A 22,041-nucleotide genomic window follows, 5' to 3' on the forward strand; every position below is an offset into this window, starting at 1 on the left:
TTTTCTACAACCGGAAACGCGTACATTCCGCTATCGGGTATCTTACACCTTTTCAATACGAACAAATGTACGGTCAAATTGCGTAATTTTCTCGATTCTGGCTGTCCAATCTATTGACAGAGGTCCATTACTCTACAGATACGCGTCTCCTAGAACGCAAAAAAGAGACGGTTTTTCTCAACCGTCTCCGATTCTTTCGGAACATGCTGCTCTCTTCAAAAAGGTATAATCAACGCCAAAAACCCCACTCAATCCCTCTCAATCGTCAAAACTTTCCCCTTGGCATCCCAATGTCCTTGCGCACCCAGCGCCTTGGTGATAAAACGCATCGGCACGTAGTTGGAGCCCTCGAAGTTTTGCACCGGCTCGGCAAGCACCTCGGCGGTACCGTTGATGGATGCCTGCTTGGAGCCTACTTTCAGGACGATTTTGGCGCCGGTCAGGTCTTCCGTGAGCGTGATTTGTTTGGTCGCTTTGTCCCAGGACAATTTTGCGTCCAGCTGGTTCGCGACATGTTTCACCGGCACCATCAGCGTGTTATTCACGATGACCGGCTCGTATCCCGGAACCAACATCATGGTCGGGTCATCTTCCGCATACATGTCGAACGATTTACGCGTGATCTGCATATCGTTCTTCAATAAACGATACAGTTCCGACTTGCTGTCCAGATGGCGCAGCACCTCGCCCGGCGTTCCTTCGCCCGGAGCTACGTTCCAGAAGCCTTTGGAGCCGTCCACCGGATGGATGGTCACAGGCTCGTTGATTTTCCACGTTTCCGCTTCGGAATGCACCTTCACCTGCTTCACCGGAATGTCCTTGTTCGCCGGCAGCTGCACGGTCAGGTCCATGTTTTGCTTGCGGATATTCATTTTGCTGTCGAGCAGGAAGTCGAGCGAAAGCACGGTGTCTTTGCCCAAAACGGTGCGCAGCTCAGGCGTTCCCTCGAACAGCTCGTTTACGTTTTTATCGAAATCAGGCAAAATCTCGTTCACGGCGCTGATCAGCTGATCCGCAACGAGAGCGATTTCTTTCTCCTTCTCCGCGCTGGTTAGCGCATCCTCTTCCATCCCCGGAACGCCGGCGTAGTAAGCAGCGATGATCGGATAATAGGTGTCATACAGACGGGTAATCAATTGTTTGAGGCCTTCTTTGTCCTTGGACAGGCTGGTCAGGAAGCCTTTGGCCAGGCCGGCCAGCTCATCCCCTCGGATTTCGACGTGCAGCTTTTGCAGCGACAGCGACTCCCCGTTCACTGTATCGTTCACAGACGTAATCGAAATCTTGGACGGATTCGGCGTATGCTTCAGCAGGAAACCGAGCATGTCCTTGTACATTTGAATAACGCTTTCGTTGTTCATTTGCGGAACCGCAAAAGCAGGATCCAACGTTTCCGGTTCAAGCGATACGGAGATCGGCTGCGTCATGCCTTCGACCGACAGATTCAACGTTTTCGCATCCATCGCCAGGTGGAAAGGAAGCTTTTTGCCTTGGAACTGAACGGCACCTTCCATAGACGCGTGATTCAAGTCCTGCGTAATGGCCTGGTCGATCGTAATGGACAAGGAGCTCAGCAGATCGATCGCCTTTTGGTCCTCTGCGCTCAGTTTGCCGTCAGCCGGAACCAGCTGCAAGGACACGGTCTGCTTGGACATCGCCGATTTGACATCCAGCGAGCTCAGCGCCGCCTTGCCGACATCCACGCCGCCAACGGCTTGGCAGCCTGCCATCACGACCAGCAGCAAGGACAGCATGGCAGCCAGTCCCCATTTGAAACGCTTCTTCATCATGTTCCTCCTTATGTACCCATCGTATTTTCTTGCCATAAAAAACACTCGGGAATATCCCGATTGTATATAGTATGCCAGTGCGCATAGGCCCGTGTAAACACTATTTTTTCATGATTTTGGAATCCGACACGAACTCCCCCGAACAAGCAAAAGCCGACTCTCGCACTGTTACGTAACAGACAAGATCGGCTTTTGAATTTGAATGGTGAAAATAGAATTGCGGCGTTCCATCGTAGTTTTAGGGTCTGCTTTGGGCGGCTCCGCTAACTTTACGCCTGGACTTACCTCTCGAACCTATGCCTCCACCTTTTTCCCCACGATCACGAGATCGCGCTCGATGCCATCCAGTTCGGCCACGCCCGGCAGCAAGCCCCAATCCTCAAAACCATACTTTCTCAGCAGCTTCAAGCTCGGATCGTTGTGGCCGAACACGAACCCGACCAGCCTTTTGAGCCCCAGACGCGGACAGGCTTCAAACGCTTTTTCCAGCAAAATGCCGCCCGCTCCCTTGCCGCGGCACGCCTCCGACACATAAATGCTGATCTCCGCCGTCGCATTGTACGCGGCCCGTCCATAAAAGGATTGGAAGCTCAGCCAAGCGACCGTCTTCCCCTCCGACTTCATGACCCACAGCGGGCGGTGATGGCTGTTATGCTCGTCAAACCAGCGCCGGCGGCTTTCCACCGTTACCGGCTCCAGATCCGCTGTCACTTGCCTTCCGGCAACGGTTGAGTTGTAAATGGCGACGATGTCCGGCAAATCTTCAAGTAGGGCATCTTCGATCGTGTAGTTGTCCCATGTCATGCTGCAAACAGTCCTCCTCGAGCGAGTCCGATAGATTTTGTTTTCTATTGTAAAGGAAGAACCGCGGGAGCGCTATACGGCAGATTTTAGGGATCCCCTCCGTCACGGGCCGGGTCTTCCCCACATGGGTTAGTTCACGAACGTATTTTTCACCCGTTTGGAACGGAGCAAATACGCCGTCCACACGACGCAAAAGGTTAACCGCTGAATGACCAGCCCGGTTTTCGTATATTGATCCCGCTCGGCTCCGCCCAAATCCTCATACGTCAAAAACCGGTCGAACACCATGCTCGTTCCCAAATCAAACAACACGGTCAGCACAAAATAACAAATCATGATCCATGGAAACGCGGACTTTTTCCGGTAGAGCAGCACCAAAGCGACGACGAGCAGGCCCAGCATGACGGCCGTGGACAAGGTTTCCAGCATAAACAGCCGTTTGGCGTGCGGATTGTAGTATGCGCCGTCCGGGGACGTCAAGGAATGCCAAGTCTCCGAGGAATAGATCGGAAGCAAGCCCCGAAAGAAATAATCGGAAAACAATAACAGCGAATAATACATGTTGATCTGCAAAAGCACTAACCATCCGCCCAGCCCTTGGGGCATATCCGTCCGCATGGATAACGGCGGCTGCCCCCTCGCCGGCCTCGTCTCGCGTTCCAGGTTATCGTTTGGATTCATCGCGTTCTCCTTTCGTTGCCCCCGACAGGTTCGTCTTCGATCCCCACCTGACGGCAGCTCCACGCCCACAGACGTTTGGCATCCTCCATGTTTTCGGCTTTGGCCGCAAGCGGCTGCGGTTTTTTCTTGTAAAAATATTGCCCGCTAAACCGCCCCGCTTCCGGATCGGAAGCGAGATACACCGCCGTTTCGGCGCCTTTTTCCGGCGTCAAAAAGAACGGCTTCAGCATGGCCAGCACCGTTTTGCCGAACCCGGTATCGCGGTTGACGCCGATTTGGGTTCCGACCGCTCCCGGATGCAGGCAATTGGCGGTGACCGAAGTACCGGCCACGCGCGAAGCGAGCTCCTTCGTAAACAAAATGTTCGCCAGCTTCGACTGCCCGTAGGCTTTGGCCGGGTTGAATCCGCGCGTCAGGAACGGATCGTCGAAATGGATTTTCCCCGCCTTATACGCGCCGGAGGCGACCGTCACGACCCTTCCCTGCTTGGCGGCCAGCAGCGGCTCCAGCAGCAAATTCGTCAGCAGAAAATGACCCAGGTGATTGACCCCCATGTCCATTTCGAAGCCGTCGGCCGTCTCCTGCCTTTTCAGCATGACGACGCCGGCATTGTTGAGCAGCACGTCAAGCTTGCTGTAACGCTCCCGGAACGCCTTGGCGAATTCCCGTATGCTGTCCAAACGGCCCAAGTCGCAAAGCATCAATTGAATACGATCCGAACCGCTTTGCCGCACGGCCTCTGCCAGCGCCTCCTGCCCCCGCCGTTCGTTGCGGCACACCATCACGACGTCCGCTCCCTGCTTGGCCAGCGCAATCGTGGAAGCAAGACCCATGCCCGAATTGGCCCCGGTGACGACCATCAACTTGCCCATCGTTTCGTTCCTCCCGTCCCTTTTTTTAGCTTCACATCATCCCAATGTCTGCCCGCCGTCCAGTCTTTTCCTATTTCTCCCTATCTGTAATTAAACATGCCCGCACGAGGAAAGCAACCGTTGGTTTTCCTTTTGGCCCAAGCCGGCGTTTTTTATTTTCCGCTCTGACGGATTATAATGAAGTAGATCAGAAACCCGAAGGAGGTGTGCCGGATATTCATCCGGAGAACATATGAAACTTGGAGAACGCATCGTGTCGATCGATTTGTACCCGCAGCCTGGAGCTGCCCAGCCTTATTACCAGCCCGTGCTGCTGTGGGATCAGGAGGGGGCGACGCTGGTGGATACCGGCATGATCGGGCAAATGGACCAGATGACCCGGGCGATCCGCGAAGCCGGACTGCAGCTGTCGGACATTAAACGGATTATTTTGACGCATCAGGATATTGACCATATCGGAAACTTGGCGGCGTTTATCGCCGAAAATCCGGCGATCGAGGTGTGGGCGCATGCCGATGACATTCCGTACATCACGGGCGAAAAACGCATCATCAAAATGACGGACGAGCGCATTTCCCAAATGCCCGAGGCGGCGCAAACCGCCATCCGCTCCCTTTTCGACAAGCTGCCTTCCATCCGGATCTCCCGCGTGCTGGCAGACGGCGACGTGCTCGATATCCACGGGGGCATGCGCGTCATTCATACGCCGGGCCATACCCCTGGCCACATCTGCTTGTATCTGCCTGAAGAACAGCTGCTGCTGGCCGCGGACGAGCTGCGTGTCGTTGACGGGGATTTGGCGGGACCTCCGGAAGGCTTTTTCACCCTGGACATGGACGAAGCGGTTCGGAGCATGCACAAGCTGACCGGTTTGCCGCTGCAAAAAATCTTCTGCTACCATGGGGGCTTGTACGATAACCATCCATCCGAACGCCTTGCCGAGCTGATCCGCACGCTGGAACAGGCATAAAAAGATCTGCGCAAGCAAGGCCAGAAAACGGTTCAGCCCAATCACGCTTGGGTGTACAATGGAAGAGCGATTCGAACGGGAGAGCTTTGCTAAAGAAAGGAAGTTGGGATAATGAGCAGTCGTATCGAACAATTGGAACAATCCATGAATGAAAAGGGATGGGACAGCCTGCTGGTGACCGATCCCAAACATGTATACTATTTGACCGGATTCGCCAGCGATCCGCATGAACGTTTTCTCGGCCTGCTGCTCGTACGCGGCGAAGAACCGACGCTGATCGTGCCGGCCCTGGACGCGGAAGCGGCCAACGCCGCATCCACCGTCAAAAACATCGTGACCCACAGCGACACGGACAATCCGTATGCGCTGCTGCAGCGGCTGTTTAAAGGCAGCATCGGCACGCTCGGCATCGAGAAGGAACAGCAGACCGTCGCCCGTTACGAAGAGCTGTCCGCAGCCGTTTCGGCCAAGCAATACGCGGATATCGGCCCGCTGCTGCGCAGCATGCGCGTGAACAAATCGCCGGAAGAGATCAAACGCATGAAACACGCGATGGAACTGATCGAAGAGGTGCTGCGCCAAGGGCTGAAAAGCGTCAAAACCGGCGTGACCGAAATCGAAATCGTCGCCGAGCTGGAATATTTAATGAAGAAACTCGGTGCGCAGGGCCCTTCCTTCGAAACGATGGTCTTGTCCGGACCGAAAACGGCCTTGCCGCACGGCACGCCGGGAGACCGCAAAATCCAGCACGGCGACCTGCTGATGTTCGATATGGGGGTGTACGCGGACGGCTATGCCTCCGACATTACCCGCACGTTTGCGGTAGGAGACATCTCTCCGGAACTGAAAAAGATATACAACGCCGTATTGGAAGCCAACCTGCAGGGCATTCAAGCCATCAAACCGGGCGTGACGCTCGCGTCGGTGGACAAAGCGGCCCGGGATGCGATCGAAAATGCAGGCTACGGCCCGTATTTCCTGCATCGCCTCGGCCACGGCCTCGGCATGGATGTGCATGAATATCCTTCCGTGCACGGCAACAACGCCGATCTCGTGCAGCCGGGCATGGTGTTCACCGTCGAACCCGGCGTCTATGTCGCAGGCCTTGGCGGCGTGCGGATCGAAGACGACATTTTCGTGACGGACAACGGCGTGGAAGTGCTGACGTCCTATCCAAAAGAATTGACCATTCTCGAAGGCTGACCAAGGGTGTAAAGCCCGCGGCCGCCGCCCGATCAACAACGAAAAAACCGGAATGCCTCATCCTTGTCGGATGCTGCTTCCGGTTTTTTTCATGCGTTATGCGTACAAAAATGTATTAGCATTCGCCGGCCGCTCTGCCGGCCGTTCAAGAAAAAGGCTGCCGATTACGATTGTGCCGGACGGCTTGCGCCGGGTTCCTCATCCGCAAACTTGAAGTCGCGGGCGATATACAAAAACGGCGTCCCCACGGCGGTCAAAATGAACTTGATGATATACGTCGTCAGGAACACTTCCAGCCACACGGTCCACGTAAAACCTTCTCTTCCCGCAAACGCGATGACGCAAAAGACGAGCGTATCCACCAGCGAGCTGATCATCGTGCTGCCGTTGTTGCGGATCCAGAACTGATGGCGTTTGCCGTAAAACTTGCGGATCCAGCTGTACAGCTTCACGTCCAGGAACTGGCTCACGAAATACGCGGTCAAGCTTCCGAGCGCCAGACGCGGCATCAATCCGAAAATGCTTTGCAGCGCCTTCTGCATTTCGTCGTCCGCGCCGCCCATCGGCTTGAAATAAAGCGCCATCTGCATCAGCACCGTCGTGATGATCAGCGTAAAAAAGCCGAACCAGACGGCCTTCCGCGCCTCCTGCCTGCCGTATTTTTCGTTCAGCAGGTCGCTGGTCATGTACAGGCTGACATACATCGTATTGCCCAGCGTCATGGCGATGCCGAACATTTCGATCGTTTTGGTCACCTGAATGTTGGCTACGACGGTGGCGACGCCGATCCAGGCGTACAGGCCTTTTTTGCCGAACAGCCGGTAACAGAGCAAGTACAGCGAAAAATTGACGAGTACGTACACGATACCCCAAAGCAAATTAAACATGATGTTTCCTCCTAGTTTTGATTACGCGGGATGGTTTCGAACCGCGGTTTCCGGGCGTCTTGGCCCAAAAACATGTTCTAATGTAACATAATTCGTCCCCTTGTGGCTATTGTTTTTTTCTGAGAAAACATGCGGGCAAAGCCGGGCGTGAACGAAAAAAAGAGCCCCGGCATCCGCCGAAGCTCCAAACCATCTATATGTCGGGATGTTGCAGGCAAGCCCTAGAGAGACCTCGTTCAACCTACGCACAAGTTAAATCGAAGCGCCGCAAATCCCGGGAGAAGAACGTTCTGATTACACGTTGACCGGATTATGCCTGGACGGCATGGTCCAGATCCACGTCCTTGTTGAAGACGTCATGGTCGTTTTCTTTCAAAATTTTGCTGGATACCAGCCCCGCGACCATCGAGTCGTTGACGTTCAGCGCCGTGCGGCCCATGTCGATCAGCGGTTCAACCGAGATCAGGAGGCCGGCGAGCGCCACCGGAAGGTTCATCGTGGACAAGACGATCAAGGAAGCGAACGTCGCCCCGCCGCCCACGCCGGCAACGCCGAAGGAACTGATGACGACGATCAGGATCAGCTGCACGATAAAGCTCCAGCTCAGCGGATCGATGCCGACCGTCGGCGCGATCATGCAGGCCAGCATGGCCGGGTAAATGCCGGCGCAGCCGTTTTGCCCGATCGTGGCCCCGAAGGTTGCGGACAGGTTGGCGATCCCTTCGGAAACGCCCAGCTTCTTCGTTTGCGTCTCCACGTTCAGCGGAATCGTCGCCGCGCTCGAACGGGAAGTGAAAGCGAAGGTCAGCGTCGGGAATACCTTTTTGACATATTGCACCGGATTAAATCCGAAAAGAGCAACGATTATCAAGTGAATGATAAACATCACGATCAAAGCGACATAAGATGCAATGACGAATTTGATCAGCTTCAGAATCTCGTCGACGTTGGTGGTCGCCACCGTCTTCGTAATCAAGGCGAGGATGCCGTACGGCGTCAGCCTCAAGACGAGCGTTACGATCCTGAGCACCACCGCGTAGACCGCTTCAACCATTTTTCGGAAGGTGGCCGCCTGCTCCGGCTTTTTGCGGTCGATGCCGAGCACCGCCACGCCGATGAACGCGGAGAAAATAACGACGGCCAGCGTGGACGAACGGCGCGCGCCCGTCATATCGGCGAACGGATTCGTCGGCACGAATTCCAGGATTTGCTGCGGAATCGTTTTATCCTGGACATCGCCAAGCTTCTGCTCCAGCTTCTGTCCCTGCTGGGCCTCGCGGTCGCCCGCTTTGATGTCGATGGCTTTCAGGTTAAAGCTGAGGCTGGTCGCGATACTTACCGCGGCTGCAATCGCTACGGTGATCAGCAGCACGGCGATGATCGAACCGCTCATTTTGCCGAGATTTTGTCTGCCCTTCAAATTCATGATGGCGGAAATGATCGAAACCATGATCAGCGGAATGACCACCATCTGCAGCAGGCCGACATAGCCGTAACCCGCCAAATTGAACCAGTCGACCGACTTCGATATCACTTTGGAATCGACGCCGAAAATCAACTGCAATACGACGCCAAACACGACGCCGAGTCCGAGACCGGCAAACACGCGTTTCGTGAACGATACATGCTTTTTCTGCATCCACAGCAGCAGGCCGATCAAGGCCAGCATGACGATCACATTGACAACAACCCATAATGTGTTCATCTCTTTTATAGCACCCCTTGTTATTCTTAAGGCCCCCCAGCGTTTCCCCGTCCGCAGCCGGAAATTGCTTGGCCTTTGATGATGTATGATGACTGGCCGAAAGCAAGCTGTAACGCCGGTAGAACCGGCAAGCTCCTCAATCAGCTTCGAAAGTGATTTTAAGTTTAGCACAATTCATAGTATTTGGATAGGATTAATTTTAGGACAATTTTGGGGATATGACGCAAAAAGAAGTCATCCCTTGTAATTTTGGATGACTTCTCCTCAGTTTTTTCCTATTTCGTTCAATTTATAACCGCATCCGCCGGTTTCTGCTTTTTTATCCGAAGGCGGACATGCCCCGCAGGAACCTCGCATCTCATTTCATGCCGAGCAGCCTGTAAATCTCGTCCATGCGCACATGCCGTCTCACCGTGTCCGCGACGCGGTCGAATTCCCGTTCCTTTAGCGCTTGCACCGAAAAGGTCTCCGCCTCCCGCCGCAGCCCCTTCGCCGCGCGGATCGCATTCAGCCAGCTCCTGCGGAAACCGTCGTTATGGAAAATGCCGTGCACGTACGTGCCCCACACGCGGCCGCTGGCCGTGCCGCATCCTTCCGCTTTGGGTTCCCCGCCGGACTCATGGATTTGGAAAAGCGGCTTGACCTTCAAATGATCGCCTTCAAGCACGGCGGTTCGTCCCATATGTATCTCGTAACCTTCTACCGTGAAGGATTCACGGCCTGGATCGCGTTCCAGGCGCAGCGGGCATTCCGGCAGCACTTGGCCGCTGACCCGCACCGTTCGTTTGTCTTCGGCAAAAACGGTGGCCAGCGGCAGATAGCCGAGGCCTTCGATCTCCGCCGCATGCGGGTTTTCCAGCCCCGCGGGATCGGACAGCGTTTTGCCCAGCATCTGATATCCGCCGCATATGCCGATGAGCTGGACCGTTTCGGACCGCATCGCCTCGGCAATCGCCGCATCGAAGCCCTGCTCCCGGATAAACGTGAGATCGCCGATCGTGTTTTTCGTGCCGGGCAAAACGATGACGTCCGGCTGCCCCAGTTCGGCCGATCGGCTGACGAAACGCACGGACACGCCGGCTTCTCCGCCGAGCGGATCGAAGTCCGTAAAATTGGAGATGCGCGGCGTGCGGATCACCGCGATATCGATGCCGCCGGAAGGCGCTTTTTCAGCCGCGGGCTGTTTTCGCTCTTCAAGTGCCACGGAGTCTTCCGCTTCCAATCGAAGATCATGGATATAGGGGATCACGCCAAGCACGGGAATGCCGGTCCGCTCCTCCAGCCAGTCCAGCCCCGGCTGCAGCAGCGACAGGTCCCCGCGGAACTTGTTGATGATAAATCCCTTGACGCGCGCACGTTCATGGGGCTCCAGCAGCTCCAGCGTGCCCACGAGGAAGGCGAACACGCCGCCGCGGTCGATGTCCGCCGCCAGCACGACGGGCGCCTCCACCCAGCCGGCCAAATTCATGTTGACGATATCCCGGTCTTTCAGGTTGATCTCTGCGGGGCTGCCCGCGCCTTCCATCACGACGATATCGTATGCGGAACGCAACCGTTCCAGCGCCTCCATGACGGTCGCTTTGGCCGTCGGCAAATATCGGCTGCGGTAGTCCGCCGCGCTCATATTCGCCAAAGGCCGGCCATGGACGACGATCTGGGAATGCATGTCATGCGTCGGCTTGATCAGGATCGGGTTCATGTCCGTCGTCGCTTCGATCCCGCACGCTTCGGCCTGCATGCCCTGAGCCCTCCCGATTTCCTTGCCGTCAGCCGTCACATAGGAATTCAGCGCCATGTTTTGCGATTTGAACGGAGCCGTGCGGAAGCCGTCCTGCACGAAGATCCGGCAGAGCGCGGCCGTAAGGACGCTTTTGCCCACATCCGAAGCCGTCCCTTGCAGCATCAGCACCGCCGCTTGTTTAACGCTCCCTGTTCCCTTGTCCTCCGTCACCCGCGGTTTCCTCCTCTGATAGGGCTCATGATTGATATAGTTTATAACATTACGCAGGATGACCGCTCCGGTTGCGGATGCTTCCGACCGTTAGCAACCGCTTTCGAAGCGGCTTTTCGGTCCCATTTATAACCGATACTGAATGATCATAAGCACGAGCAGCAGCAGCGTTTCGATCCCCTCGTTCAGCGCGCCGTACGTGTCGCCGGTCAGGCCGCCGAGCTTGCGGGCCATGCGCCGCGCCGCCCACGTTCCTCCCGCCCAGGCTGCAAGAGGCAATGCCACCCAGGCCAGGCCTGCCTGCAAATACGTCCACTCCCCGATGCCGAGCAGCGGACAGAGCGCTGCCGCGGCTGCGGCAAGAAGAAGGGCCCCCGGCAGTGCCGCCAAACTGTGGCGTTTCTCCATACCGTTAAAATTGCTGCCGGCGAGTCCTTTGTTGCCGCGGGCCATCGGCCACGACGCCATCGCATGCACCATAAACCACCGGCTCCAGACCGGCGGCAGCAGCATGAGCGGCGGCCAGCCCCCGATTAGCAGCGAATAAAGCAGCGATGCCTTCAGCAGCAGAAGCAGCACGCAGGCCATGACGCCCATCGCGCCGACCCGGCTGTCCTTCATAATCTCCAGCATCTGCTCCCGCGGCCTGTAGCTCAAGAGCCCGTCCGCGGTGTCCATCCATCCGTCCAAATGCAGCCCGCCGGTCAAGGCGACCCACACGGCCAGCGTCAGCACCGCGGCAGGCAGCGGCGGCAGCAAGTACAAAGCCGCGGCTGCGGCGCACCATACCACCGCGCCGATGGCCGCGCCCGCAAGCGGATAATGGCGCGTGCTCCGCCGGAACAGCTCGGGCGTGTAATCCAGATGCGCTTTGACCGGAAACCGGGTCAGAAATTGAAAAGCCGCCGCGACGGCTTGCAGGCCTGGATTCATAACCGGTACTCCCTGCTTTTGAGTTCGATCGGGATGCCGACCGTCACCAGAAAGACCTGCTCGCAGACGCTGGCGACGGATTGGTTCAAAATTCCCGCGTAATCGCGGAACAATCTGCCCAGCGGATATTCCGGCACGATCCCGTCCCCGACTTCGTTCGTGACGAGCACGAGCGGCCCCGGGTAAGCTTGAACCGCTGCCACCAGCCGGTCGATGGCTTCCCGGATCGATTTCTCCATGTCCTCCTGTTCCTCGGCCGCCAAAATCACGTTGGTCAGCCACAACGTCAAGCAGTCCACCAGCACCGCCGGAGTCTCGGGGCCGGCATGCAGCGACGAAAGCAGCTCCGGCAGCTTCAGCGGCTCCTCCATCGTGTTCCAGCGGAATTCCGCTTGATCCCGCTGCTGCTTATGCAAGGCGATCCGCTGTTTCATTTCCGCGTCAAACGCCTGCGACGTCGCTACATAGACCGCCTGCTGCGCGTTCGCCATGATCCAGCGCTCGGCAAACGAGCTTTTCCCGCTCCTGGCCCCGCCGGTAACCAAAATGCCCATCGCCCTCACGCTCCGCTTCCGGAAATGCCGGCGCTTTCGAACGTCGCCATCTCGCTGACGATGCGGCAGGCAGCGTCAATCAGCGTCAGCCCAAGCACGCCGCCCGTTCCTTCGCCGATCCGCATGTCCAGATCGAGTCCGGGACGAAGATCCAGCGCCTCAAGCAGCTGGCGGTGCCCCTTCTCCTGGGAGATATGGGAGGCCACCATGTACCCGGCGGCTTCCGGGGAAATGACACGCGCCAAAAGCGCCGCGGCGCTTGAGATGAAGCCGTCGATCACGACCGGACAGCGGTTCGCCGCCGCGCCCAAAATCACCCCGATCAATCCGCCGATCTCGAGTCCCCCGACTTTGGCCAGTACGTCGATCGGATCCGCCGCATCCGGCGCATTCAGCTGCAAAGCTTTTTCAATGACGCCGATTTTATGCTTCAGCCGTTCATCATCGAGCCCCGTGCCGCGTCCGGCCGCTTTCGCCGGATCGGTGTTGGTCATGGCGCACATGACGGCGGCGCTGGCCGTCGTGTTGCCGATCCCCATTTCGCCGGTCACGAAAATGCCGACGCCGCGCCGAACCTCTTCCTCGACGATGCGGATGCCGGTCTCGATGGACCGGATCGCCTCCTCGCGCGTCATCGCGGGTCCTTTGGCCATGTTGGCCGTGCCGAAGCGGACTTTGCGGGAAACGAGCGCCGGATGGGAGATGTCGTTATTGACGCCGATATCCACGCAAACCACCTTCGCCCCGGCCTGGCGGGCAAGCACGTTCACCGCGGCGCCGCCGGACAAAAAGTTGTGGATCATCTGCGTCGTCACTTCCTGCGGAAATGCGCTGACCCCCTCTTCGCATACGCCGTGGTCCGCCGCCATGACGATGACCGCTTTTTTTTCGAACGAAGGTTTGATTCGTCCCGTAATGCCCGCCAGCTGAACCGCAAGCGATTCCAGCTTCCCCAAGGCGCCGGGAGGAACCGTCAGGTTCCCGATATGGGCCGCCGCCGCGCGCGAGGCCTCCATATCCAGCTCGGGGATTCGTTCCACATACTGCTCCAGAAAATCCATTAATTTCCCTCCTCCTCATTTCGCTTTAACGCTGCCTTGGACAAAAGAACCTGGGGCGCGCCATAGACGGGATGCGCCACGATGACGGGCTCCACGTCGTATACGGACCGGATCCGCTCCGATGTCAGCATATCCTCCGGCGTCCCCATGCTGACGGCCCTTCCGTCACGCAGCACGAGCAGCTTGTCGCAATAAAGCGCAGCCAAATTGAGATCATGCAGCACGGCGACCACGGTGATCCCCGCCTCATCCCTCCACTCAGCCACAAGCTCCATAAACTGCTGCTGGTAATGAATATCCAAAAAAGTCGTCGGTTCGTCAAGCAGTAATATTTGCGGCTCTTGCGCCATGACCTGACCCAAGGCCACCCGCTGCCGCTGTCCGCCGCTCAATTCATCCACATGACGGTCCGCCAAATCAAGGAGATCGAGCTTCTCCAAAATGCCGTCGATCATCACGTCCACGTTTTCTTTCGGATCCTGCCCGAGCCAATTCAAGTAGGGATGACGGCCCATTTCCAGCACTTCGCGCACCCGGTAAGGAACGGGCATCATCCCTTCCTGCTGGAGGACGGCCATCATCCGCGACAACTCCTTGCGGCCGTAATCTTCGACCTGCCGGCCCCGGACGCGGATCATCCCGGAGCTTGCGCGTTCCACGCCCGACAGCAGGCGCATCAGCGTCGATTTTCCGCTTCCGTTCGGACCGATGATGCCCCACCATTCGCCTTCCCGGACCGTCCAGTCCAATCCATGCAAGGCGGTGACGCCGCCATACGCCTTCCCTGCGCCGATGGCTTCGATCATGCGCCCATCCCCTTTCGCTGCTTCTTGCTGCGGTATAGCAAATAACCGAAAAACGGAGCCCCGACAAAAGCCGTCACGACGCCAAGCGGAATTTCGGTCGGCGCCAGCAGGGAGCGCGCGATCGTATCCGCCCAGACCATAAATATGCCGCCGCCGATCGCGGAAAGCGGCACGATCAGCCTGTAGTCGGACCCGGCGATCAGCCGGACCACGTGCGGAATCACGAGCCCCACGAAACCGATCACGCCGGCCATCGAGACGGCTGCCGCCGTCAGCAGGGTGCTGACGAGCAGCACCGTAAGTTTGAGCCCTTCGACGTTCACGCCCAAATGCGCGGCCTGCCGCTCTCCGAGCGCCAGCAGGTTCAGCGAGCGGGCCCGGCTCCAAACGAGCAGGAGCCCCGCCAGAAAATAAGGCAAAAGGATGGCCGTATACGACCATCCACGCAGGCTCAAGCTGCCCATTGTCCAATATAAAATTTCGTTGACCGTTTCCTTGGACATCGCGGTTAAAAACGAAACTACCGCCCCGAGAAAGGACTGCATCACGACGCCCGATAAAATGAGGCTGTTCGTCGGAATCTTGCCCCTTTCGCGGGCCAGCGCCATCACGCCCCACAGCGTCAACGCTCCCGTGACAAAAGCGACCGCAGGCAGCGTCCACGCGCCGATCAGCGAATACTGCAAACCGAAAAAGATCAGCATCGACGCGCCGACGGCCGAACCCGAGGAGACGCCGAGCGTAAACGGATCGGCGAGCGGATTGCGCAGCACGCCTTGAAAGCCCGAGCCCGCCACCGCCAGCGCGGCCCCGACCAGCATGCCCAGCAGCACGCGCGGCAGCCGCACCTTAAGGATGATTTGCTCAAACGATGGATCCCACGTCGGATGAATGAGACCGGAAACTCCCGGCAGACGGTGAAGCACGATCAACGCGATATCCTTCACCGGCAGCGCGACCGAGCCGATCCCCAGGCAGACCAGCAGGGTCAGCACCAGCAGCGCCAGGCCGATCCCTCCGTAACCTGCCAGCTTTTTGCTCATTATTTAAACAACTCCGGATAAATGGCTTTGGCAACCTCTTGCAGGCCTTGCGTCACGCGCGGGCCCGGACGGCTGAGCAGGTTGTCGTCCAGTCCGATGACCGCACCGTTTTTGACGGCCGTAATTTGATCCCAGCCGCTGCGGCCTTTGATGATGTCGCCCAAACCTTTTTTCGTTTTATCGTCGACTACGCTTTTGGCATACAAAATAACGTCGGGATTATCTTTAATGATCTTCTCTTCGCTGATTTCATTCCAGCCCTGCGTGTCCGCGGCCACGTTGATTCCCCCGGCCAAGTTGATCAGCTCATCCATAAACTCGCCTTTTCCGACGGTCCAGCCCGGGGAAAACTCGATGTACACTTTTTTCTTCTTGTCGCCGGACAAGGATTTGACGGCCTCGACGACTTTGTTTTCCTCTGCTTTCATCTGGTCGACCACTTTTTGGGCTTCGGCCTGATGATCGGTAATTTTGCCGTATGTTTCGATATTTTGAATGACGTCGTCCACCGTTTTCGGATCGGTTTTGAAAATCTTGATGCCGAGCCCGCGCATTTTTTTGACCGCTTCCTCGCTCATGGAAATGCCCGTAAAAACGATATCCGGCTGGGCCGCGATGATCGCTTCCTCGTTCGGCTTCATGATGCCGCCCATTTTCGGCTTGCTTTTGGCCTCTTCGGGATAATCGTCAAAATCGGATACGCCGACGATTTCGTTCCCGAGCCCGATCGCAAACAGCGCTTCGGTTTCGGCCGGCGACACCGACACGATTTTTTTCGGGGCTTCATTGAACGTAAAGGATTCCCCCGTCGCGTCCTGCAGCGTAAGCGGGTACGTCGTTTTCAGGCTGTCCGTCTGCGTCTGCTGCTGGGAAGCCTCCTGCTTGGCAGGCTCCTGAGGCGCGGATTGTTCCTTGCTGCCGTTGCCGCAAGCCGCAAGCGATAACGCGAGCAGCAAAGCCGCAAGGCCGGTGGACCATCTTTTGATAGACAAATTCATGTACTGTTCTCTCCTCTATGGGTTCTTTTTCTTTGACGCACAAGAGGCCTGGCAATAGAACGTTCATGAATGCGGCTTTGACGGTACTCGCGACAGTTTATCCCTGCTGATATCATCAAAAAAACCCTGATTCTTATCGTCAAAGAACCAGGGATCACGTTGCCTGCCATCTTGCGGAAAAACCGCGGGAACGGGCAGGCACACTTCATGGGCGAATGGCATGAATGCCTTCCGCCGGAAAGTGCGGCAACGTAATCCTTTTCCTCGAAGGACCGTCATTAAGCTCATGAGGCAGGTCTCCTGACTTACAGGCGGGGCGATATCGTCCCGGCCTTCCCATCCCGCCTTCGTGGCGGAACAGTGGCATATCGGGACATACCTGTTTTACAGTGGCGGGACCGTGCCGGATTTGCACCGGCTTCCCTTTTCACCCGAAGAAGCGGCGCTGCGCCGCTTTCCGGGACCTCATCAGCGTTCATTATTCATTTATTCCAGGCAATGCATCTCTAGTTGTTGATTATAGGGGAAGATGGAAGAGGTGACAATCTGATTTTGAGAGAATCGTTCGCGCCGGCCGCCGCAAGCCAACGGGCCATTACGGTGTTCCGTGCGGAATCCGTTGATTGCCGGGCGTAATCTCCTTACGTCAAACACTCCCAAGCTCCGCGCCGCTCCAGCCTTCCTCCGTCCGTTCCAGCGTCAGGACAAGCAGGTTTCCGGGTTCGATGCGGATATCCCAAAAAGCGACGGCGTTCATAAACACATGTACGACCTGCCGGATGACCCCGCCATGCGCCACAAGCAGGACCGGAGCGGACTCCCCGTGTTCAGGCGCTCCTTTATCCGCTTCCTGCAGCATGCCAGCCAAAAACTTGGCGATTCGGCTTTCAAAAGCCTCCCAAGATTCGCCCTGCGGCGGGGTCGCATGTTTCGGATCGTCCAGCCACTGCCGGTACAAGGCGGTATCCTTGAGCTGGTCGTAGGTGTGCCCCTCCCACGCGCCAAAATCCATTTCGCGCAAGCGGGAATCGTACACCGCTTTTTCGATCAAGTCCGGACGCACCTCGCGCAAACTTTCCCGGCACCGCGACAAATCGCTGCAATAGATCATGCCGAAGCTCCGGTCCCGAAGCTTTTCGCGGACGGCGGCCAGCTCGTCCCTGCCCCGGAGGCTGAGGCCGATGTCGGTGTGCCCCAAATATCGTTTCTCTTCGTTCCACGGCGTTGAACCATGTCTCATCAAAACGATCTCCAGCCGCTTCATGTCCATAACGCGCCTCCCGCCGCCCAAACGGCCAGCAAAGCCAGCAGGACGAACAACACCGAGACGGTCAGCAGCAGCCGGTTAGCCAGCAAAATGTCGCGGGATTCCATCGGTCTGAGCGCGTCTCCCATATAGGCCCTGAACGATTCGACTCCGTGGTATACGTTGACCCCGCCGAGCCGAATCCCGAGCGCGCCCGCGACGGTCGATTCGGGAAAGCCGCTGTTCGGGCTCGGATGCTTTCGCGCATCCCGGCGCATCGTGCGCCAGGCTCTGCGCCCTTTCATCCGGAGAATAAAAGCCGACGCGGTGAGCAACAGCGCCGTCAATCTTGCCGGAATCCAGTTGGCGATGTCGTCCAGCCGGGCCGAAGCCCAGCCGAGGTGAATGTATTTTTCGTTTTTGTAGCCGACCATCGAATCGAGGGTATTTACGGCGCGGTAGGCCATGGCCAGCGGGGCCCCGCCGATCAGCGCATACAGCAGCGGGGAAATGACCGCATCCACAATGTTTTCGGCGACCGTCTCCACCGTCCCCCGGACGATCTCCGGTTCGTCCAAATGCGAGGTTTCGCGCCCGACGATCATGCCGAGGCTCCGGCGCGCCGCCGGCAGATCGCCGGCCGCGAGATGGCGGTACACCTCCATCCCCGCATCCTTCAGCCCTTTAACGGCAATCGTCGTGGCGATCAGCACCGCCTCCGCCGCCCAGCCAAGCCAGGGATGGATGGCGTTTAGTACCTTGAGCAGCGCCCAAGTGACAATCAATGCCCCCCCGGCGACAACGACAGGCAGCAGGATTCCCGCCAGCTTGAATTGTTCGGGCCGGAATTGCCGGCGAATCCCATTCTCCAGGGCTTTGATCGCCTTGCCCATCTGAATGACGGGATGCGGAATCCAGCGCGGGTCGCCGATCAGCAGATCCAATGCAAAAGCCCCGGCCAACACGGCCATCGCCGTTAATGCCGCTCCGCCCATGCCGTCAGCAATGCCTCCTTCACCGCGCGGTACACCGCGCGTCCCACCATGCCGCCGAGATCCGTCGCCGTTCCCGCATACATGTGCTCCACCGGATAAGTCGCGCTTTGACTCACGCCGAGCATGATCGCATCCGAAGTCGTTCCCGTGGCCACCAGCCCGTTCTCCGCGTCGCGCACGTCAAGGTCGGCAAGAGCGGCCGCCTTCGCTTCCACCGCCGTCATGATCGCATTGACCATCGCCGCCTGGGTCAGCTTCGCATCGATCATCAGCATGATATTCACCGTTCCGGGGCGATACGCCGGATAGGTCGTCCGTTCCGAGCCCGCTTTGGCGGCATTGGAGGTTCCTGCGGTCACGCAGCAGAAGACGGCGGCCTCCCCGTTGCGCTCCTCCATGACCGAAGCGTGCTTCAGCTGAACCGCGGTCAGAAGCCCGGCGGTCGTATCCACGGGGTATCGCCATTCCCGCAGCCAATCGGCCACGTCGCGCACCGGATCGGAGCAGTCGTAATGTTTGTCCACATAAATGTTGGCCATTCTGCGCAGCCGCGTCACGCCCCCGCCGTACACCGCGCTTCCGATCGCGTCGAACGGTCCCGGCGCCTGAAGCAGCAGATGCCGCTCCCCTTTCCGAAGCACGAGCCCCGGCCAAACGTTTGATGCGTATTCGGTTTCTTTTTCGGTCAAAAAAGGTGTTGCCAAACCGCTTCCCCCTTAAATTGTATCTCTTTATTTTTCCAGTCCTCGTTCAAAAATCCCTATTGCCAGACACGGCTTCGGCCGCAGGTTTTCACCCGTTGTTTTACAATGCCTCCGATCCGTTTACGGACCGGCAATCGCAGCCAGCTAAAGCCAATCGCAACGCTTGAAACGTTACGTTTCCTTCATCTCATCATCCCAATTTTGCCAAATTCTTTGGCTTCTCAGCTGCCAACGTTCCGGGGCGGCGTTCCGGCGATGACCTCGCCCATGACGTCCAGCAGCCGCGTATTGTCCGCATGCGTTTTGACCGCAACCCGGATATGCTCTCGGCCCAGCCCGGGGTACATGGCGCAGCTTCGGATCAGCATGCCCCGCCGGCCCATTTCCGTTTGCATCTTCTCCGCCGTCCATGGAGCCGGAAGGCCCGCCAGCAGAAAATTCGCTTCTCCCTCGGTCACGTCGCAGCCCAGCTTCCTTAAACCCGCGGCCAACAATCCTCTTTGTTCCGTGATGAGATTGATCGTGTCCCGCTCGTAAGCCTCACCGCTTACCAAACAGGCTTCCCCGGCAAGCAGCGCCAGCCCGTTCACGCTCCACGTGACCTGCTTGCCGGTCATGGCCTGCACCAGATCCGGATGCGCCGCGGCAAACCCGAGCCGCAGGCCCGGAATCGCGTAAAACTTCGTCATCGAACGGACCAGCATCGTCCGCGGATACCGGGCAAGCTCCGGCAATAGCGTCTGCCGGTCCTTGTCCGGTATAAAATCGATAAACGCCTCGTCTATTACCAAATAGGTGCCGCAGCGCTCCGCCACGCCTGCCAAACGGCGCAAAACTTCCCTATCGTATTGGATTCCGTTCGGATTGTTGGGCTGGCCGATAAACAGCAGATCGACGGCTCGCAGCAGCTTTTCGATCTCACCGGTCTCGGCCCTCCATCCGTTGTTGCGCGTGCCGTACACCGACTGCACTTCGGCCCCGAACTGCTCCGACAACTGCCGGTATTCCGAAAAACAAGGTTCGACGATCCCCACCTTCCGGGGACGACATGCCAGCAAAATGAGCGCCATGCACTCCGCCGCCCCGTTGCCGATGCACAGCTGCTCCGGCCGAACGCCCAAACGGACGCTCAGCAGCTCTTTCAGCCCCCGGTGCCCCGGGTCGGGATAACGAATGACCGCAGGCAGCGCGTCCCGCAGCTTCTCCATCACGCCGGGAGGCGGCCCCAGCGGGTTGATGTTGGCGCTGAAATCCAAAAAAGCGCCCCGGCCGTAGATCTCCGCAGCGCTTTCCAAATCCCCGCCATGCCCGTATCTTTCCAGCATATGCAGCACTCCTGTCTGTTCACCCTAATTGAATCCATTATGGCGTCAATGTTTTTGCGGCGTCAATGCAAATTCTTTTTTGTTTCTTGCAATCGATTGGTTTACAATAGATTCGAAAGCTGCTTTGGATTTTGCGAAAGCCGGTTTAAGCCGCATTCGGGCTATGTTTTTAGGGAGGTTGCAGGCGCGTTTTGCGTAACTATCCAAAAAAGATCCCGCTGAAGCTCGTTTTTCATTTTGCAAAAACCAAAGAGATCGAATACAGGCCTTTAAACGGAGGAGTCAAGCCATGCTGTTTATCGATAACCAAGGCATCACCGACCCGGCCATCAACCTGGCCATCGAAGAATTTACCCTTAAGCATTTGCCGATGGAGGAAGACAGTTACCTGCTGTTTTACATCAACCGTCCTTCCATCATTATCGGCAAGCATCAAAATACGATCGAGGAGATCAACCAGGAATACGTCAGAGACCACAATATCCAGGTGGTGCGGCGTCTTTCCGGCGGAGGCGCGGTTTACCACGACCTCGGCAACCTGAACTTCAGCTTCATTACCAAAGACGACGGCCAGTCCTTCCACAACTTCCTGAAGTTTACCCAGCCGGTGATCGACGCGCTGCGCAGCATGGGGGTGAATGCCGAGCTCAGCGGCCGCAACGATTTGCAGGTCGGAGAGCAGAAAATTTCCGGCAACGCCCAGTTCGCCACCCGGGGCCGGATGTTCAGCCACGGCACGCTCATGTTCAACCTAAACCTGGATGACGTCCAAGCTTCCTTGAACGCCAATCCGGAAAAATTCAAATCCAAAAGCACCAAATCCGTCCGCAGCCGCGTCGCCAACATCAGCGACCTGATGGACCGGAAAATGACGATCGAGGAATTCCGCTCCGAGCTGCTGCGCGCCATTTTCAACATGGATCCGAAAGACGTGCCGCAATATAAGCTGACCGAAGCCGATTGGGAAAAGATCAACCAAATCTCCAAAGAGCGGTACCAAAACTGGGAATGGAACTACGGCCAATCGCCGGAATCGAACGTCAAACATACGAAACGTTTCCCCGTCGGCATCATCGACATCCGGATGGACATCAAGGATGCGCGCATTCGGAACATTAAAATCTACGGCGACTTTTTCGGCGTGGGCGACGTGGCCGACATCGAGGACAAGCTGCGCGGCAAACGTTACGAGGAATCCGAGGTCCGCGAGGTGCTTCAAGGCGTCGATATTAAACATTACTTCGGCAATATCGAAATGGACGACTTCATCGGGCTCGTCTTTTTGGAAGATTAAACTTAGGCGATTCGCGGGTTTTTAAATATAACTACAAAAAAACAGCATCTTGCTTCCGGCAAGGATGCTCAGGCTGTCGAGAAACCCCCTGTTTTTTTTGCAGGGGGTTTAAAATTGCCTCGTCGGTCACTGAAGTAGGGTTCTCAGAGCGCTTTAAATCGATTTTTATTTTAAAAGATATGATTCCCCATATAAAAAATAGAGTGTCGAAAAGTCCGT

Annotated in this window: 22 protein-coding genes and 1 riboswitch; of the genes, 3 read left to right on the plus strand and 19 right to left on the minus strand. The window is 57.2% G+C overall.

Going from position 1 to position 22,041, the window contains the following annotated elements; translation table 11 throughout:
* Nucleotides 1–248: 248 nt before the first annotated feature.
* The 4 genes from KI367_RS25240 to KI367_RS25255 all read right to left on the minus strand — a co-directional run bounded on the left by KI367_RS25240 (nt 249) and on the right by KI367_RS25255 (nt 4,147).
* Nucleotides 249–1,787 carry a copper amine oxidase N-terminal domain-containing protein gene (locus KI367_RS25240; RefSeq protein ID WP_212952787.1) on the minus strand — a complete coding sequence of 513 codons (1,539 nt, stop codon included), beginning with the start codon at nt 1,785–1,787 and terminating at the stop codon, nt 249–251.
* Nucleotides 1,788–2,084: 297 nt separating this feature from the next.
* Entirely contained in the window at nt 2,085–2,594 is a 510-nt protein-coding gene (locus KI367_RS25245) for a GNAT family N-acetyltransferase (RefSeq protein WP_036714641.1), read from the minus strand.
* A 129-nt stretch (nt 2,595–2,723) separates the two neighbouring features.
* Entirely contained in the window at nt 2,724–3,275 is a 552-nt protein-coding gene (locus KI367_RS25250) for a DUF2569 domain-containing protein (RefSeq protein ID WP_212952790.1), read from the minus strand.
* Entirely contained in the window at nt 3,272–4,147 is an 876-nt protein-coding gene (locus KI367_RS25255) for an SDR family oxidoreductase (RefSeq protein WP_212952794.1), read from the minus strand. Before KI367_RS25255 ends, KI367_RS25250 begins: the two co-directional genes overlap by 4 nt.
* 232 nt (nt 4,148–4,379) lie before the next feature.
* On the opposite strand from KI367_RS25255, the gene KI367_RS25260 reads away from it, so the two are divergent.
* Both KI367_RS25260 and KI367_RS25265 read left to right on the plus strand, forming a co-directional pair.
* Nucleotides 4,380–5,117 carry an MBL fold metallo-hydrolase gene (locus tag KI367_RS25260; protein ID WP_212952797.1) on the plus strand — a complete coding sequence of 246 codons (738 nt, stop codon included), beginning with the start codon at nt 4,380–4,382 and terminating at the stop codon, nt 5,115–5,117.
* 111 nt (nt 5,118–5,228) lie between these two features.
* Nucleotides 5,229–6,320 (plus strand): M24 family metallopeptidase, encoded by a 1,092-nt coding sequence (locus KI367_RS25265; protein WP_212952800.1) that lies wholly within the window; start codon nt 5,229–5,231, stop codon nt 6,318–6,320.
* 164 nt (nt 6,321–6,484) lie between these two features.
* On the opposite strand, the gene KI367_RS25270 is transcribed toward KI367_RS25265, so the two are convergent.
* The 14 genes from KI367_RS25270 to KI367_RS25335 form a co-directional block, all read right to left on the minus strand.
* Entirely contained in the window at nt 6,485–7,207 is a 723-nt protein-coding gene (locus tag KI367_RS25270) for a queuosine precursor transporter (RefSeq protein ID WP_036714635.1), read from the minus strand.
* A 310-nt stretch (nt 7,208–7,517) separates the two neighbouring features.
* Complete coding sequence (locus KI367_RS25275; RefSeq protein ID WP_212952801.1) at nt 7,518–8,912, minus strand: L-cystine transporter; 1,395 nt, start codon at nt 8,910–8,912, stop codon at nt 7,518–7,520.
* Nucleotides 8,913–9,270: 358 nt separating this feature from the next.
* Nucleotides 9,271–10,815 (minus strand): cobyric acid synthase, encoded by a 1,545-nt coding sequence (locus KI367_RS25280; protein ID WP_212952835.1) that lies wholly within the window; start codon nt 10,813–10,815, stop codon nt 9,271–9,273.
* A gap of 174 nt (nt 10,816–10,989) precedes the next feature.
* The gene (cobS, locus tag KI367_RS25285; protein WP_212952803.1) at nt 10,990–11,796 is read right to left on the minus strand and encodes an adenosylcobinamide-GDP ribazoletransferase; all 807 of its coding nucleotides are present in this window, start codon (nt 11,794–11,796) and stop codon (nt 10,990–10,992) included.
* Nucleotides 11,793–12,350, minus strand: a complete 558-nt coding sequence (cobU, locus tag KI367_RS25290) for a bifunctional adenosylcobinamide kinase/adenosylcobinamide-phosphate guanylyltransferase (protein WP_212952805.1) — start codon at nt 12,348–12,350, stop codon at nt 11,793–11,795. The genes cobS and cobU overlap by 4 nt, the downstream gene beginning before the upstream one ends.
* Nucleotides 12,351–12,355: 5 nt before the next feature.
* Complete coding sequence (gene cobT / locus KI367_RS25295; RefSeq protein WP_052147336.1) at nt 12,356–13,411, minus strand: nicotinate-nucleotide--dimethylbenzimidazole phosphoribosyltransferase; 1,056 nt, start codon at nt 13,409–13,411, stop codon at nt 12,356–12,358.
* The gene (locus tag KI367_RS25300; protein WP_212952808.1) at nt 13,411–14,217 is read right to left on the minus strand and encodes an ABC transporter ATP-binding protein; all 807 of its coding nucleotides are present in this window, start codon (nt 14,215–14,217) and stop codon (nt 13,411–13,413) included. Before KI367_RS25300 ends, cobT begins: the two co-directional genes overlap by 1 nt.
* A complete protein-coding gene (locus KI367_RS25305; RefSeq protein ID WP_036714629.1) occupies nt 14,214–15,260 on the minus strand; it encodes a FecCD family ABC transporter permease in 1,047 nt (348 codons plus the stop codon). Before KI367_RS25305 ends, KI367_RS25300 begins: the two co-directional genes overlap by 4 nt.
* Nucleotides 15,260–16,258, minus strand: a complete 999-nt coding sequence (locus KI367_RS25310; protein ID WP_212952811.1) for an ABC transporter substrate-binding protein — start codon at nt 16,256–16,258, stop codon at nt 15,260–15,262. The genes KI367_RS25305 and KI367_RS25310 overlap by 1 nt, the downstream gene beginning before the upstream one ends.
* A gap of 63 nt (nt 16,259–16,321) precedes the next feature.
* The gene (locus KI367_RS25315) at nt 16,322–16,546 is read right to left on the minus strand and encodes a hypothetical protein (protein ID WP_212952814.1); all 225 of its coding nucleotides are present in this window, start codon (nt 16,544–16,546) and stop codon (nt 16,322–16,324) included.
* A riboswitch (cobalamin riboswitch) is annotated at nt 16,532–16,741 on the minus strand. It overlaps the preceding gene by 15 nt.
* Nucleotides 16,742–16,904: 163 nt before the next feature.
* Nucleotides 16,905–17,528: a histidine phosphatase family protein gene (locus tag KI367_RS25320; RefSeq protein WP_212952817.1), complete on the minus strand. Its 624-nt coding sequence runs from the start codon at nt 17,526–17,528 to the stop codon at nt 16,905–16,907.
* Complete coding sequence (gene cbiB, locus KI367_RS25325) at nt 17,519–18,499, minus strand: adenosylcobinamide-phosphate synthase CbiB (protein WP_212952821.1); 981 nt, start codon at nt 18,497–18,499, stop codon at nt 17,519–17,521. Before cbiB ends, KI367_RS25320 begins: the two co-directional genes overlap by 10 nt.
* Nucleotides 18,481–19,203, minus strand: coding sequence for an adenosylcobinamide amidohydrolase (locus KI367_RS25330; RefSeq protein ID WP_212952823.1), 723 nt, complete (start codon nt 19,201–19,203; stop codon nt 18,481–18,483). Before KI367_RS25330 ends, cbiB begins: the two co-directional genes overlap by 19 nt.
* A 221-nt stretch (nt 19,204–19,424) precedes the next feature.
* Entirely contained in the window at nt 19,425–20,528 is a 1,104-nt protein-coding gene (locus KI367_RS25335) for a pyridoxal phosphate-dependent aminotransferase (RefSeq protein ID WP_212952826.1), read from the minus strand.
* A 289-nt stretch (nt 20,529–20,817) separates the two neighbouring features.
* Here KI367_RS25335 and lplA point away from each other — a divergent pair, with 289 nt between their 5' ends.
* Nucleotides 20,818–21,822, plus strand: a complete 1,005-nt coding sequence (gene lplA / locus KI367_RS25340) for a lipoate--protein ligase (protein ID WP_212952829.1) — start codon at nt 20,818–20,820, stop codon at nt 21,820–21,822.
* A gap of 31 nt (nt 21,823–21,853) precedes the next feature.
* Here lplA and KI367_RS25345 read toward each other — a convergent pair.
* A partial coding sequence (locus KI367_RS25345; protein ID WP_212952832.1) for a hypothetical protein occupies nt 21,854–22,041 on the minus strand: 188 nt, incomplete at its 5' end.

This window comes from Paenibacillus cookii, assembly GCF_018333375.1.
Lineage (GTDB): Bacteria > Bacillota > Bacilli > Paenibacillales > Paenibacillaceae > Paenibacillus_AQ > Paenibacillus_AQ cookii.

What these genes read in the sequence shown, in the direction of transcription:
- KI367_RS25240 (WP_212952787.1), bottom strand. Translation starts at nt 1,787, where the DNA reads ATGAAGAAGCGTTTCAAATGGGGACTGGCTGCCATGCTGTCCTTGCTG.
- KI367_RS25245 (WP_036714641.1), bottom strand. Translation starts at nt 2,594, where the DNA reads ATGACATGGGACAACTACACGATCGAAGATGCCCTACTTGAAGATTTG.
- KI367_RS25250 (WP_212952790.1), bottom strand. Translation starts at nt 3,275, where the DNA reads ATGAATCCAAACGATAACCTGGAACGCGAGACGAGGCCGGCGAGGGGG.
- KI367_RS25255 (WP_212952794.1), bottom strand. Translation starts at nt 4,147, where the DNA reads ATGGGCAAGTTGATGGTCGTCACCGGGGCCAATTCGGGCATGGGTCTT.
- KI367_RS25260 (WP_212952797.1), top strand. Translation starts at nt 4,380, where the DNA reads ATGAAACTTGGAGAACGCATCGTGTCGATCGATTTGTACCCGCAGCCT.
- KI367_RS25265 (WP_212952800.1), top strand. Translation starts at nt 5,229, where the DNA reads ATGAGCAGTCGTATCGAACAATTGGAACAATCCATGAATGAAAAGGGA.
- KI367_RS25270 (WP_036714635.1), bottom strand. Translation starts at nt 7,207, where the DNA reads ATGTTTAATTTGCTTTGGGGTATCGTGTACGTACTCGTCAATTTTTCG.
- KI367_RS25275 (WP_212952801.1), bottom strand. Translation starts at nt 8,912, where the DNA reads ATGAACACATTATGGGTTGTTGTCAATGTGATCGTCATGCTGGCCTTG.
- KI367_RS25280 (WP_212952835.1), bottom strand. Translation starts at nt 10,815, where the DNA reads ATGCTGCAAGGGACGGCTTCGGATGTGGGCAAAAGCGTCCTTACGGCC.
- cobS (WP_212952803.1), bottom strand. Translation starts at nt 11,796, where the DNA reads ATGAATCCAGGCCTGCAAGCCGTCGCGGCGGCTTTTCAATTTCTGACC.
- cobU (WP_212952805.1), bottom strand. Translation starts at nt 12,350, where the DNA reads ATGGGCATTTTGGTTACCGGCGGGGCCAGGAGCGGGAAAAGCTCGTTT.
- cobT (WP_052147336.1), bottom strand. Translation starts at nt 13,411, where the DNA reads ATGGATTTTCTGGAGCAGTATGTGGAACGAATCCCCGAGCTGGATATG.
- KI367_RS25300 (WP_212952808.1), bottom strand. Translation starts at nt 14,217, where the DNA reads ATGATCGAAGCCATCGGCGCAGGGAAGGCGTATGGCGGCGTCACCGCC.
- KI367_RS25305 (WP_036714629.1), bottom strand. Translation starts at nt 15,260, where the DNA reads ATGAGCAAAAAGCTGGCAGGTTACGGAGGGATCGGCCTGGCGCTGCTG.
- KI367_RS25310 (WP_212952811.1), bottom strand. Translation starts at nt 16,258, where the DNA reads ATGAATTTGTCTATCAAAAGATGGTCCACCGGCCTTGCGGCTTTGCTG.
- KI367_RS25315 (WP_212952814.1), bottom strand. Translation starts at nt 16,546, where the DNA reads ATGAGCTTAATGACGGTCCTTCGAGGAAAAGGATTACGTTGCCGCACT.
- KI367_RS25320 (WP_212952817.1), bottom strand. Translation starts at nt 17,528, where the DNA reads ATGGACATGAAGCGGCTGGAGATCGTTTTGATGAGACATGGTTCAACG.
- cbiB (WP_212952821.1), bottom strand. Translation starts at nt 18,499, where the DNA reads ATGGGCGGAGCGGCATTAACGGCGATGGCCGTGTTGGCCGGGGCTTTT.
- KI367_RS25335 (WP_212952826.1), bottom strand. Translation starts at nt 20,528, where the DNA reads ATGCTGGAAAGATACGGGCATGGCGGGGATTTGGAAAGCGCTGCGGAG.
- lplA (WP_212952829.1), top strand. Translation starts at nt 20,818, where the DNA reads ATGCTGTTTATCGATAACCAAGGCATCACCGACCCGGCCATCAACCTG.